We start from the raw sequence: 12648 nt of genomic DNA, 5'->3' as shown, positions 1-12648 counted from the left end.
GACAGTTGAGGGTAATCCTCAACTGTTGTCGAATGATACAGCGCTGTTTCTTAGTCAAAGATGGCGTAAAACTGCTGATTTAACCATAAATTAATAGCATGGCGGCTGGCTTCAAAATGTGGCTCGGGCAATTCTCGCGGGTCACACCATATCCATTGCTGACATTTATCAGGTTCTTTCAGCTCTGGCTGTCCACCGGGGTGCTGCGCCTGCAAACAGACAGAAACGGTGTGTTTACCTTCTGCACGCCAGGTTGCAAGATTATTACACAATGCCACGACATACATTTCATTGATATATAAGCCAGTTTCCTCGAGGATTTCTCGTTGAGCGGCTTGCTCAAAAGACTCTCCAGCCTCCATGTGTCCACCGGGAATAGACCAATAAGGCGCGTGCTGACCACAGCGTTTGCCCAGTAAGACTTCGCCTCGTTGATTGACGATAATGACGCCCACACCGACCACTACAGACATCGTATTAACCCCTTTATAATGTGCGTCAGCAACTATCAGCCATGGATGCTATTTTGTTGCTGATACAAACTCATTCACCATGAAAATGTGCGGAATGTCAAAAAATCATCAAGAATAAAAGCAGAAAACTTGCATATATTCTTAGTCGGAAACACACTCCTTGAAACGTTTCAGCGTTATCTCGTCACCAGATGATAAAGGGTAACGCTCCTTTTTCTCATTGAAGCTGAAACGATTCAATTTCAGCAAGAGAGGAGACATAATGTTCCAGTTATCAACTAAAGATATCCATCTGGCTGCACAAGCAGACAGCAAAAACGAAGCGATCACCCAAGTGGCCGCCGCGCTGACTCAAGCCGGGTGTGTTGCCGCCGGGTATGTCGATGGTATGTTAGCCCGTGAGCAACAAACTTCGACCTATCTGGGTAATGGCATTGCCATTCCACATGGTACTACTGATACCCGTGATCTGGTACTGAACACCGGTGTACAAGTTTTCCAATTCCCGCAGGGCATTGCGTGGGGCGAAGATCAAACGGCTTATATTGTTATCGGGATTGCCGCGCGTTCTGATGAGCATTTGGCATTATTGCGCCAGTTAACACATGTATTAAGTGATGATGCCATCGCTGCGCAGTTAGCAAAAACTACTTCAGCTGAAGAGCTGCGCAGTTTGCTGATGGGTGAGCAAAAAGCAGCTGAATTCCATTTCGATACCTCACTTATCGCGCTCGACGTTGCCGCAGACAACTTGATCACACTGCAAGCGCTGAATGCGGGTCGTTTACAGCAAATCGGGGCAGTCGATGCTCGCTTTGTCAGTGATGTCATTACCCGTGAACCGCTGAACCTAGGGCAGGGTATCTGGTTGAGTGACAGTACTGAAGGCAATTTGGTCAGTGCCGCTACTGTCAGTCGCCCAGCGACTGCATTTGAGCATAACGGAGAAAAAGTAGCGTTGCTGCTGACATTGTCCGTTGCCGATGACCAACCTCTCTCCGTGTTGAATTATTTAAGCGACCTGTTATTGGCGAAAAAAGCTGACGCGTTGCTGAACGCTGATGCGGCAGCACTGTTGGCATTGCTGACCAGTGAGTATGTCGAACAAAACGAAGTATTGAGCGCTGAGTTTGTTATCCGTAATGACCATGGATTACATGCGCGCCCAGGGACGATTTTAGTCAATACAATCAAACAGTTTACCAGTGAAATCACCGTGACCAATTTGGACGGCACCGGTAAACCCGCTAATGGACGTAGTCTGATGAAAGTTGTGGCTTTAGGGGTTAAAAAAGGGAATCGCCTGCGCTTTACCGCGAGCGGTGAAGACGCACAAGCAGCACTGGATGCGATTGGTGAAGCTATCGCCGCCGGTTTAGGTGAGGGGGCAGCATGAGCAGAAGAGTTGCAACTATCACACTAAACCCGGCTTACGATCTGGTCGGTTTTTGCCCGGAAATTGAACGTGGCGAAGTGAATTTGGTGAAAACGGCCGGTCTGCATGCCGCGGGTAAAGGCATCAATGTCGCCAAAGTACTGAAAGACCTTGGTATTGATGTCACGGTCGGCGGTTTCCTCGGTAAAGATAACCAAGATGGCTTCCAACTGTTGTTTAGCGAGCTGGGTATTGCCAACCGTTTTCAAGTGGTGCCGGGCCGCACTCGCATAAACGTCAAACTGACTGAAAAAGATGGCGAAGTGACTGACTTTAACTTCTCTGGTTTTGAAGTCACTAAGCCGGATTGGGATCGCTTTGTAACCGACTCATTGAGCTGGTTGGGGCAATTCGACATGGTTGCCGTTAGTGGCAGTCTGCCTGCGGGCGTTGATCCTGATGCATTTACTGATTGGATGACGCGGTTACGTTCCCATTGTCCATGCATTATTTTCGACAGCAGCCGTGAAGCGCTGGTTGCGGGGCTGAAAGCATCACCATGGTTGGTAAAACCCAATCGCCGTGAGCTGGAAATCTGGGCCGGTCGCCCATTACCTGAATTGGGTGATGTGGTGGATGCCGCGCACGCACTGCGTGATCAGGGAATTGCCCATGTGGTGATTTCTCTTGGCGCGGAAGGGGCACTCTGGGTCAATGCCTCTGGGGCATGGTTAGCAAAACCGCCTGCTTGTGAAGTGGTCAGCACCGTGGGTGCCGGCGACTCCATGGTGGGGGGCTTGATCTATGGGTTGCTGATGCGCGAATCCAGCGAACATACGCTGCGTTTGGCAACCGCTGTCGCCGCTTTGGCTGTCAGTCAGAGCAATGTGGGTATTACGGATCGCCCGCAGTTGGCAGCCATGATGGCGAAAGTTGACCTGAAACCCTTTAATTGATCTCCGGAGGCGAAATGAAAACGCTACTAATAATAGACAGTTCGCTCGGGCAGGCCAGAGGCCACCTTGCGACACTGATGTTGGGTGCTGCGGCGGCAAAAGCAGGACTGAGCTGGGTAGACAAAGCCGCTGATGCCGAGTTGGTGATTGTCGCAGGGCAATCAATCCCAGCTGACGCTGCGCTGAACGGCAAAAAAGTGTATCTCGGTGATGTGGAAAAAGCGGTTCGTGACCCGGAAGGTTTTCTGGCGCACGCGATTGCGCAGGCAAAACCTTATCAGGCGACTGCAACAGCAGCACCTGCGGCCTCAGTGACAACTGGCCCTAAACGGATTGTGGCGATTACCGCCTGCCCAACCGGCGTGGCGCATACTTTTATGGCGGCAGAAGCCATTGAAAGTGAAGCAAAAAAACGTGGCTGGTGGGTGAAAGTTGAAACACGCGGTTCCGTTGGTGCGGGCAATGCTATCACTCCGGAAGAAGTGGCAGCCGCAGATTTAGTGATTGTGGCCGCGGATATCGAAGTGGATCTGGATAAGTTCGCTGGTAAACCGATGTATCGTACTACTACAGGTCTGGCACTGAAGAAGACCGCGCAAGAGCTGGATAAATCCTTGGTAGAAGCTGAAGTCTATCAGCCAAAAACCGGCAGTAGTACTGGGGTGAAGAAAGCAGAGACTGGCGGCCCGTATCGCCACTTGCTGACGGGTGTGTCTTATATGTTGCCGATGGTGGTTGCTGGTGGCTTGTGTATTGCACTGTCATTCGTGTTTGGTATCAAAGCGTTTGAAGTGAAAGGCACTTTAGCTGCGGCCTTGATGCAAATCGGTGGCGGTTCAGCCTTTGCCTTGATGGTGCCGGTATTGGCAGGTTTTATCGCCTTCTCCATTGCTGACCGTCCGGGTCTGACTCCAGGTTTAATTGGCGGTATGCTCGCTGTTAGCACTGGGGCGGGCTTCCTTGGGGGCATTATTGCCGGTTTCCTTGCCGGTTATGTAGCAAAAGCTATCAGCACCAAGCTGCACTTACCGCAAAGTATGGAAGCGCTTAAGCCGATACTGATTATCCCGCTGGTCGCTAGCTTGATTGTTGGTTTGGTGATGATTTATGTAGTCGGTACGCCGGTGGCAAAAATCATGACAGGCCTGACTAACTGGCTGCAATCTATGGGTACTGCGAATGCGGTACTGCTGGGGGCCATTTTGGGCGCAATGATGTGTACCGATATGGGTGGGCCGGTGAACAAAGCTGCTTATGCTTTTGGTGTGGCACTGCTGAGTTCGTCAGTTTATGCACCGATGGCGGCCATCATGGCGGCGGGGATGGTTCCACCGTTGGCGATGGGGCTGGCAACACTGCTGGCGCGTAATAAGTTCGACAAAGGCGAGCAAGAAGGGGGCAAAGCGGCGCTGGTACTGGGCCTGTGCTTTATCTCTGAAGGGGCGATTCCATTCGCGGCTCGTGATCCAATGCGTGTCTTGCCGTGCTGCATCGCCGGTGGCGCACTGACGGGTGCTCTGTCTATGGCATTCGGTGCACAACTGATGGCACCACACGGTGGTCTGTTCGTGCTGCTGATCCCGGGCGCAATTCACCCAGTCCTGCTGTATCTCGTGGCCATTATCGCCGGTACAGTATTGGCCGGTGGTCTGTATGCGCTGCTAAAACGCCCTGATGCTGCGGTTGCGAAAATCGCTTAATCACGTGCTCAAGTTGTATTACCCAATAAAAACCGGCCTCAAGTGCCGGTTTTTTTATGCTGACTCAAGATGATACGGTTAAGCTTCAGCTTGTGATTTCAGCCAAGCTATCTCTTCTGCCCAGATATCTGGATTCACGGTTTCCAGAATCAGCGGAATATTGTCAAAACGCGAGTCGCGCATAATATAGCTGAACACTGTTTTACCAATATTGCCTTCACCTAAGCTGTGGTGGCGGTCAACACGGCTGTTAAATTCACTTTTGGCATCATTAAGATGCATGCCACGTAGATATTGGAAACCGACGATATCGCCCAGTTCAGCAAAAGTATGCTGACAATCGGCTTCGGTCCGTAAATCATAACCGGCAGCAAAAGCATGGCAGGTGTCAATACAAACGCCAACGCGGCTTTTATCTTCTACACCGGCAATGATGGCGGCCAGATGCTCAAACTTAAAACCGAGATTACTGCCCTGACCCGCGGTGTTCTCAATGACGGCCGTTACCCCTTCAGTTGCGTCCAGCGCAATATTGATAGATTCAGCGATGCGGGCCAGACATTTGTCTTCATCAATTTGTAGCAAGTGGCTACCAGGGTGGAAGTTCAGTAATGACAACCCCAGTTGCTGGCAACGTGCCATTTCATCGATAAAAGCGTCACGGGATTTTTCCAGTGCTTCGGTCACCGGGTGACCAAGGTTAATCAGATAACTGTCATGAGGCAGGATCTGGGCTGAGGTATAACCGTACTGTTCGCAAGCCTGCTTGAATTTCTCAATAACATCATCTGCGAGCGGCGCGGCGCGCCATTGACGCTGATTTTTGGTAAACAGGGCAAAGGCAGAGGCCTCAAGTTCGTGCGCCCGAATAACAGCCTGATCGACCCCCCCTGCTGCGCTAACATGTGCACCGACAAATTTCATTCCATTCTCCTTTGATAACCCGGTCATTATGGCATTGATAGCGGCATGATTGAATGGGATAAACTGCGGAGAAAGAAAAGGGCTGCCAATGCAGCCCTTGAATCAATGCGCTATGCCGCGAGATGCTGAACCAGCAAGTTGATGCCAGTACCGCCGATCAGCAACCAAGCAAATAGCATGAAAGCCAGCAACAGTGGTTTGATCCCCGCCTGACGTATGGAGCCGATATGAGTGGTTAATCCCAGCGCCGCCATCGCCATCGCCAGCAAGATGGTATCCAGTACAATCAGGTGGTTGACCCATGCCGCTGGCAACAAGTTAAGTGAGTTGAAACCGGCCATCAGAATAAATATCACCGCAAACCACGGAATGGTGATGGCACTTTTCTCACGTTTTTCTCCGGGGGCCTTCGTGCCATTACGGCCTAAATAAGCTGAAAGCAACAGCAAAAACGGAGCCAGCATCATCACGCGGATCATTTTGGTGATAACCGCCGCATTTTCAGCATCAGGCCCCATCGCGTGACCTGCCGCTACCACCTGTGCTACTTCATGAATAGTCGAACCAGCAAAAATACCAAAGGTTTCCTGAGTCAATGGCAACCATTGATAATGCAGGTTCAACTGATACAGCCACGGGTAGATAAAAATAGCCAGCGTCCCGAAAATGACCACTGTCGCGACAGCAACCGCCACTTTACTGGCATCGGCTTTCAGTACTGGCTCAGTGGCCATAATGGCCGCCGCACCACAAATACTGCTACCAGCACCAATCAGCATGACGGTTTGCTGGTCCAGACCAAATAGGCGTTTACCCAACCAGCACGCCAGCACGAAAGTCGAGCTTAAGGTTAAAAGGTCGATAATCATGCCAGTAGCTCCGACATCAGCAACTTGCTGAAAAGTCAGCCGGAAACCGTACAAAATGATCCCCAGCCGCAGCAAATGCTGTTTGGCGAGCAGCACCCCATCAGCACAGACCGGTTGTGCCCACGGATACAGCGTGTTACCCACCACGATGCCGAATAAAATAGCCAGAGTCAGTGCCCCCAGCCCCATGTTGATAAACCACGGCATATCACCCACTTTAAGTGCTGCCCCAGTAATCACACCGGTCAACACCAAGCCCGGTATATAGCGGGTTAGGGCAAACTGCTGTGGTTGGGAGAGTCCTTTAGTTTGAGAAGTCGCCATGTTATCTCCTGTGTCCCGTAAAGATTGCGCACAGTTTACCTGCTCACGATATAATAGATAAATTCATTATATCTTTATAATCAATCTATATAAGTGGTAAGTCTATTTGAAAACGATAAGAAAAACGGGTGATGCTATTGATGATGCAGGCCAGGACCCAATATGTCCGCTTAGTGTTGGCGTTATTGTCCTGTCGCCTCAGTCACCTCAGGGACGGGCTGGTCATAGGTATACGGGGGCGAGTCACCGAAATAACAACCCTCATCTATATCTCCGGATGGAAGTGTGCAGGCAATAGCACATTCACTCGGCTCTCCTCCATCTTCTATACAAGCATTTGCAGACAGCGGAATAATTAATGAAAGCAGTAAGTATTTAATAGGATTATTCATGAGAAACACCTCAATAAATTAAATATATCCACAGAATGAAGATGTGATAAATTCAAGAGGAATACTCATTTCCATGTTAATTAATAATGTTTATACCTAATATATACAATGAGTTACCACATCAAAGAAAGAATATGACGATAAAGCTCACAGCGCAATGAACTAATACTGGTATTAATGGGACTAAAGCATCGGAATAACCTGCAGGTGGTGGATGAGACTTGCGGGGAAAACGGGTAATTATGCTACAGTGGTAACATTAAATAGGCGATATAAGGTTTTAGTATGAAAAAAGGAAAACCAGAAAAGTCGCTTTGGGTGATATTAGTCATTGCACCACTTATTTATTTATTGATTCCACCTTATATAGTCGCTTATTTTTTCAAATTATATAACTTGAACCCTTTCCATATTGCGTTGCTACCACATTTTAATCCGTTTAAGACTGAGCGCGGTATTCCACTCTCGTATGTATTTAGTTATCTTTTAATTATGTGGTTGATTTTTAACGTGGTTATTAGTGTGATTTTTGGGATTATTTATCGTATCTTCTTTCACTCAGATGACGATGACTAGTATTTTTACTGTTTAATTTCATCCCTGATAACCTCCCGATTTTACTCAAAGGTGTTAGTCTTATACGGTAATTGAGACTATATAATCTGTTCGTCAACTCCATAGTCACTGACGAACAGAGTGATAATAGCGTCCTCCATTTTTTACGACAGAGACCGTTATGCACATAACCTTACGTCAACTTGAAGTCTTTACTGAGGTGCTAAAAAGCGGCTCCACAACCCAAGCATCGGTTGTGCTCGCGCTTTCACAATCGGCAGTCAGCGCAGCGTTGGCGGATTTGGAAGGGCAATTAGGGGTGCAACTTTTCGATAGGGTCGGTAAGCGTTTAGTGACCAATGAACATGGGCGGCTGCTTTACCCCAAAGCGCGGGCGCTTCTTGATCAATCCATTGAAATAGAACAACTTTTCCTACAGGATTTAGGTGCCTTACGTATTGCTGCCAGTAGCACTATTGGCAATTATATGTTGCCGGGCATGATTGCCAAATACCGACGTGATTTCCCCGGCACGCCGCTGGAGCTGAATATCGGCAACACTCAGGATGTGATTGAAGCGGTTGCTGATTTTCGCGGTGATCTTGGTCTGATTGAAGGGCCGTGCCATATGCCTGAATTATTGACACAGGCTTGGCAGCGAGATGAATTGGTGGTGTTTGCAGCACCGGACAATCCGTTATGCCACAGGATGCTGACTTTGGATGAGTTAGCCAATGCCGCGTGGATCCTACGTGAGCGGGGATCAGGTACACGTGAAGTGCTTGACCATTTACTACTGGCGAAATTACCCCATTTTAAACTCGTCATGGAGCTGGGTAACTCAGAGGCCATTAAACGGGCGGTGCGTTACGGCATGGGGATCAGCTGTTTGTCACGTCGGGTCATTGCCGATCAACTCGCCAGTGGGGAACTGGTCGTGCTTAACATTCCTTTGCCGCCACTTTTTCGCACGCTATACCTGATTCATCATCGGCAAAAACATATCTCCAACGCCTTGCAACGTTTCCTCAGTTATTGCCAAGAAGAGACGTGAATTGGCGGGTTTTCGTACAAGCGTATTAGCCGCATCATAGAGAGAGTTTTAAGTGTTTTACACCAGTTAAAAGGGGGATTGTGGCTTGAATACCCTGTTGCCATGAGATTCTTCTGACAATCGAGCTTTTGCTAATAATAGGGTTGGGATCATGAAGGTATCTTATATCAGCGCATTGTTACTCACAGAGCCGGTGGGATTTGTTACAATCCCGCCTCATTTTTAAGGGCGGATTAGGGTAAGAATGACTCAGCAACATACTAAAATCCCAGCGCAGCAGGGTGCACAGCGCTTACGCCGAGAGCTTAAATCACGGCATTTAGCCATGATTGCAATCGGTGGTTCAATTGGTACTGGTCTATTTGTGGCCTCAGGGGCGACAGTATCACAGGCAGGCCCAGGTGGAGCATTGCTCTCCTATGCATTGATTGGCCTGATGGTCTATTTCTTGATGACCAGCCTCGGTGAATTGGCGGCGTTCATGCCGGTATCGGGTTCATTCTCGACTTACGGTTCAAAATACGTTGAGGAAGGATTTGGCTTCGCCCTCGGCTGGAACTACTGGTACAACTGGGCGGTAACTATTGCCGTTGACTTGGTTGCTGCACAGCTAGTGATGAATTACTGGTTCCCTGAGACTCCCGGCTGGATTTGGAGTGCGTTATTCCTCGGCCTGATGTTTTTACTGAACTGGATATCAGTTAAAGGTTTTGGTGAAGCGGAATACTGGTTCTCACTGATTAAAGTAACCACCGTTATCATCTTTATCATCGTGGGTGTGATGATGATAAGCGGCATCATGAAAGGCGGCGAGAGCGCAGGTTGGCACAACTGGACTATCGGTGACGCACCGTTTGCAGGGGGATTCTCCGCAATGATTGGTGTGGCAATGATTGTCGGGTTCTCTTTCCAAGGGACGGAACTCATCGGGATTGCGGCAGGTGAGTCAAAAGATCCGGGCAAAAATATTCCCCGTGCAGTGCGTAAGGTGTTCTGGCGTATTTTGCTGTTCTATATCTTCGCTATCCTGATTATCAGCCTGATCATTCCTTATACCGACCCAAGTCTGTTGCGTAACGATGTTAAAGACATCAGCGTCAGCCCGTTCACTTTGGTCTTCCAGAATGCAGGTCTGTTGTCAGCGGCAGCAGTGATGAATGCGGTTATTCTGACAGCAGTATTATCGGCGGGTAACTCCGGAATGTATGCTTCGACCCGTATGCTGTTTACGCTGGCGTCAGAAGGTAAAGCTCCGCGTATTTTCGCCAAACTTTCTAGCGGCGGCGTACCGCGCAATGCGCTATATGCGACGACTGTTGTAGCAGGGTTGTGCTTCTTAAGTTCCATGTTTGGTAATCAAACAGTCTATCTGTGGTTGCTGAATACCTCAGGGATGACGGGCTTTATTGCTTGGTTGGGTATTGCTATCAGCCACTACCGTTTCCGTCGTGGTTATATGATGCAAGGCCGTGATTTGAATGACTTACCCTATCAGTCGGGTTTCTTCCCGTTAGGGCCGATTTTTGCTTTTGTGCTGTGTTTGATCATTACTTTGGGTCAGAACTATCAAGCATTCCTGCAAGATCGCATCGACTGGTATGGGGTGACTGCAACTTATATCGGTATTCCATTGTTCTTGGTGATTTGGTTCGGCTATAAGCTGACTCGTGGTACTAAGGTCATTAAATACAAAGAGATGGAATTCCCGAAATGGCGTGATGAAAGTCATGATGATCAAGAACCGAAAAAAGCGGTACTGATTTCTGACTAACATAAAGAACCAATAAAGAGTAGGGCGATAATCTTATCGCCCTTTTTTTATGCCCCAAATAGGTGTTTTCTTCATCTTCTTCCGCAAAAAATTTCGCTGATTTTGCCATATTCCCCTCATAACATCGTGGGTAAAATGCGCCTCATTGATTAAATGATTTTACAAAATAAGCAGTTACATAGAATTACAGCAAATCAGTTATAGTAATCTTATTGATAAGTATTATCGTTTGCTTTATTGTTAGCGGCAATTGATAAGAAAGTGTAAGGGCGCTGGATATCCTGAATCTGCAAAAGGTTCTGCCGATAACCCCATCATCTCTATGACGCCCGCAGCAGGTAGCAGACATAAATGAGTATAACCACTGAACCCATGGCAAAAACACCGCAGCAAACTGATGTCAGCGTTATGGGAAGTTATAAGAATATTGTACGTCACCGTTTGCTCATTATGGGTGTTTTGGTGTTGGCAATTGTCGGTTGTTTGTTGCTGGACTTCACTATGGGGCCGTCGGGCCTCACATTGTCGTCGTTGTGGCAGACACTTATTGATCCGGCCAGTGCCGATGCAGGAACTCGGGTGATTGTTTGGGATATTCGCTTACCTTATGCCTTGATGGCCGTGGTGATTGGTTTATCGCTCGGGCTTGCTGGGGCGGAAATGCAGACCATCTTGAATAACCCGCTGGCGAGCCCCTTTACTTTGGGTGTTTCCTCTGCGGCGGCCTTTGGTGCGGCGCTAGCGATTGTGTCAGGGATTGGCATTCCGGGTGTGCCTGATCAGTGGTTTATCTCTGTAAATGCGTTTATTTTTGCCCTGTTTGCCGCACTGATGCTCGATGGGATTACGCGCTGGACGCGGGTCGCGACCTCTGGTGTGGTGCTGTTCGGCATCGCACTGGTCTTTACTTTCAATGCGCTGGTCTCGATGATGCAGTTCATTGCCAGTGAAGATACGCTGCAAGGCTTGGTATTTTGGACGATGGGCAGTCTGGCGCGGGCATCATGGGCCAAACTTGGTATCATGTTGGTGGTGTTCGCCCTGATGCTGCCATTGTCGATGATGAGTTCGTGGAAACTAACCGCATTGCGTTTAGGTGAAGACCGAGCCATCAGTTTTGGTATCGATGTTCGTCGCTTGCGCTTGGGAACTTTGCTGCGTATCAGCATGTTATCAGCACTGGCCGTGGCGTTTGTCGGGCCGATTGGTTTTATCGGTCTGGTCGCCCCGCATATTGCCCGCATGATGTTTGGCGAAGATCACCGTTTTTATCTGCCTGCCAGTGCTTTGATTGGCGCACTGGTGCTGTCCATGGCATCGATTGCGTCGAAAAACCTGATCCCCGGCGTCATTATTCCGGTTGGGATTGTAACCTCGCTGGTGGGGGTGCCGTTCTTCCTAAGTATTATTTTGCGCCATAGGGGGAATGTATGACTGTTGGCTTATGTATTGAACACTTTAATGCGGGTTACCCGAAACGCCCGGTGATTCAAGATTTAACCGTGCCATTGTTACCGCGCGGCAAAATCACGGTATTGCTCGGACCGAATGGCAGTGGCAAGTCCACCTTACTGCGTGCATTAGCGGGTTTAAATCGCGCCCAAGGCCAATTGTGGCTAGAGGGTGATGATCTGATGCAGATGCCGTTTGCCCAGCGGGCAGAAAAAGTGGTGTATTTGCCGCAATCCTTGCCAGCCGGAGTCCATCTGCATGTGCTGGAGTCGATTATCGTGGCCCAGCGCGCCTCTGGTGGGCGCAGCAATGCCAGTAGCGAAGCCGAAGTGATGGCACTGCTGGAGCAATTGGGTATTGCTCATCTGGCACTCAGCTATCTGGATCAACTTTCTGGTGGTCAGAAGCAGTTAGTGGGGTTAGCACAATCCCTTATTCGCCAACCATCGCTGCTATTGCTTGATGAACCGCTCAGTGCGCTGGATCTTAACTATCAATTTCATGTGATGGATCTGGTGCGTAAGGAAACCCGTAAACGCAATATTATTACCGTGGTTGTGGTTCATGACATCAATATTGCTCTACGCCACGGTGACCATGTACTGATGCTGCAAAACGGCACACTGATTGCCGATGGTTTACCGGAAGAGGTGATTACGCCACAAAGTTTGGCCAAAGTGTATGGCGTGAAAGGGCGTATTGAGCGGTGTTCACAAGGAACATCACAAGTATTAATTGATGGGTTAGTGACTGAACCCACAATATAAGTCAGTTATTTTGATGCCTTATTCTTACGGTGGGTA

At 48.9% G+C, this 12648-nt stretch carries 12 protein-coding genes; 8 read left to right on the top strand and 4 right to left on the bottom strand.

Going from position 1 to position 12648, the window contains the following annotated elements; genetic code table 11:
- Positions 1-50 precede the first annotated feature (50 nt).
- On the bottom strand, positions 51-473 hold the full coding sequence (locus tag HUZ92_RS04025) for a nucleotide triphosphate diphosphatase NUDT15 (RefSeq protein ID WP_145525337.1): 423 nt from the start codon (positions 471-473) through the stop codon (positions 51-53).
- A gap of 262 nt (positions 474-735) precedes the next feature.
- Between HUZ92_RS04025 and fruB the strand changes: the two genes are divergently transcribed.
- From fruB to fruA, 3 genes are read left to right on the top strand one after another with little or no spacing between them, the layout of a single operon-like run.
- Positions 736-1869, top strand: a complete 1134-nt coding sequence (gene fruB / locus HUZ92_RS04020; RefSeq protein ID WP_050139765.1) for a fused PTS fructose transporter subunit IIA/HPr protein — start codon at positions 736-738, stop codon at positions 1867-1869.
- Positions 1866-2804: a 1-phosphofructokinase gene (fruK, locus tag HUZ92_RS04015; RefSeq protein ID WP_050097053.1), complete on the top strand. Its 939-nt coding sequence runs from the start codon at positions 1866-1868 to the stop codon at positions 2802-2804. The genes fruB and fruK overlap by 4 nt, the downstream gene beginning before the upstream one ends.
- Before the next feature lie 14 nt (positions 2805-2818).
- Positions 2819-4504, top strand: coding sequence for a PTS fructose transporter subunit IIBC (gene fruA, locus HUZ92_RS04010; RefSeq protein WP_128450887.1), 1686 nt, complete (start codon positions 2819-2821; stop codon positions 4502-4504).
- Between the two features lie 78 nt (positions 4505-4582).
- On the opposite strand, the gene nfo is transcribed toward fruA, so the two are convergent.
- From nfo to HUZ92_RS03995, 3 genes are all read right to left on the bottom strand, one after another.
- Positions 4583-5428: a deoxyribonuclease IV gene (gene nfo, locus HUZ92_RS04005; protein ID WP_145579989.1), complete on the bottom strand. Its 846-nt coding sequence runs from the start codon at positions 5426-5428 to the stop codon at positions 4583-4585.
- Positions 5429-5538: 110 nt separating this feature from the next.
- Positions 5539-6621, bottom strand: coding sequence for a YeiH family protein (locus tag HUZ92_RS04000; RefSeq protein WP_050097056.1), 1083 nt, complete (start codon positions 6619-6621; stop codon positions 5539-5541).
- A 182-nt stretch (positions 6622-6803) separates the two neighbouring features.
- Complete coding sequence (locus HUZ92_RS03995) at positions 6804-7013, bottom strand: hypothetical protein (protein WP_145525339.1); 210 nt, start codon at positions 7011-7013, stop codon at positions 6804-6806.
- A 285-nt stretch (positions 7014-7298) separates the two neighbouring features.
- Here HUZ92_RS03995 and HUZ92_RS03990 point away from each other — a divergent pair, with 285 nt between their 5' ends.
- From HUZ92_RS03990 to HUZ92_RS03970, 5 genes are all read left to right on the top strand, one after another.
- Complete coding sequence (locus tag HUZ92_RS03990) at positions 7299-7589, top strand: hypothetical protein (protein WP_050097057.1); 291 nt, start codon at positions 7299-7301, stop codon at positions 7587-7589.
- A 160-nt stretch (positions 7590-7749) separates the two neighbouring features.
- On the top strand, positions 7750-8622 hold the full coding sequence (gene yieE, locus HUZ92_RS03985) for a DNA-binding transcriptional regulator YeiE (RefSeq protein WP_050097058.1): 873 nt from the start codon (positions 7750-7752) through the stop codon (positions 8620-8622).
- 244 nt (positions 8623-8866) lie between these two features.
- Positions 8867-10393: an amino acid permease gene (locus HUZ92_RS03980; protein ID WP_050097059.1), complete on the top strand. Its 1527-nt coding sequence runs from the start codon at positions 8867-8869 to the stop codon at positions 10391-10393.
- Between the two features lie 351 nt (positions 10394-10744).
- Positions 10745-11827, top strand: coding sequence for a FecCD family ABC transporter permease (locus HUZ92_RS03975; protein WP_050139761.1), 1083 nt, complete (start codon positions 10745-10747; stop codon positions 11825-11827).
- Positions 11824-12612: an ABC transporter ATP-binding protein gene (locus HUZ92_RS03970; RefSeq protein ID WP_145579988.1), complete on the top strand. Its 789-nt coding sequence runs from the start codon at positions 11824-11826 to the stop codon at positions 12610-12612. Before HUZ92_RS03975 ends, HUZ92_RS03970 begins: the two co-directional genes overlap by 4 nt.
- The last annotated feature ends 36 nt before the right edge of the window (positions 12613-12648 follow it).

It is taken from the genome of Yersinia vastinensis (genome assembly GCF_902726565.1).
GTDB classification, from domain to species: domain Bacteria; phylum Pseudomonadota; class Gammaproteobacteria; order Enterobacterales; family Enterobacteriaceae; genus Yersinia; species Yersinia vastinensis.
Note: the sequence above shows the minus strand (reverse complement) of the source record. Positions and strands in the feature narration are given on the sequence as shown.

Coding starts and splice junctions, on each gene's coding strand:
- HUZ92_RS03990 (WP_050097057.1), top strand. CDS start 7,299: ATGAAAAAAGGAAAACCAGAAAAGTCGCTTTGGGTGATATTAGTCATT.
- fruK (WP_050097053.1), top strand. CDS start 1,866: ATGAGCAGAAGAGTTGCAACTATCACACTAAACCCGGCTTACGATCTG.
- HUZ92_RS04025 (WP_145525337.1), bottom strand. CDS start 473: ATGTCTGTAGTGGTCGGTGTGGGCGTCATTATCGTCAATCAACGAGGC.
- nfo (WP_145579989.1), bottom strand. CDS start 5,428: ATGAAATTTGTCGGTGCACATGTTAGCGCAGCAGGGGGGGTCGATCAG.
- HUZ92_RS03970 (WP_145579988.1), top strand. CDS start 11,824: ATGACTGTTGGCTTATGTATTGAACACTTTAATGCGGGTTACCCGAAA.
- fruA (WP_128450887.1), top strand. CDS start 2,819: ATGAAAACGCTACTAATAATAGACAGTTCGCTCGGGCAGGCCAGAGGC.
- HUZ92_RS03995 (WP_145525339.1), bottom strand. CDS start 7,013: ATGAATAATCCTATTAAATACTTACTGCTTTCATTAATTATTCCGCTG.
- fruB (WP_050139765.1), top strand. CDS start 736: ATGTTCCAGTTATCAACTAAAGATATCCATCTGGCTGCACAAGCAGAC.
- HUZ92_RS03980 (WP_050097059.1), top strand. CDS start 8,867: ATGACTCAGCAACATACTAAAATCCCAGCGCAGCAGGGTGCACAGCGC.
- yieE (WP_050097058.1), top strand. CDS start 7,750: ATGCACATAACCTTACGTCAACTTGAAGTCTTTACTGAGGTGCTAAAA.
- HUZ92_RS04000 (WP_050097056.1), bottom strand. CDS start 6,621: ATGGCGACTTCTCAAACTAAAGGACTCTCCCAACCACAGCAGTTTGCC.
- HUZ92_RS03975 (WP_050139761.1), top strand. CDS start 10,745: ATGAGTATAACCACTGAACCCATGGCAAAAACACCGCAGCAAACTGAT.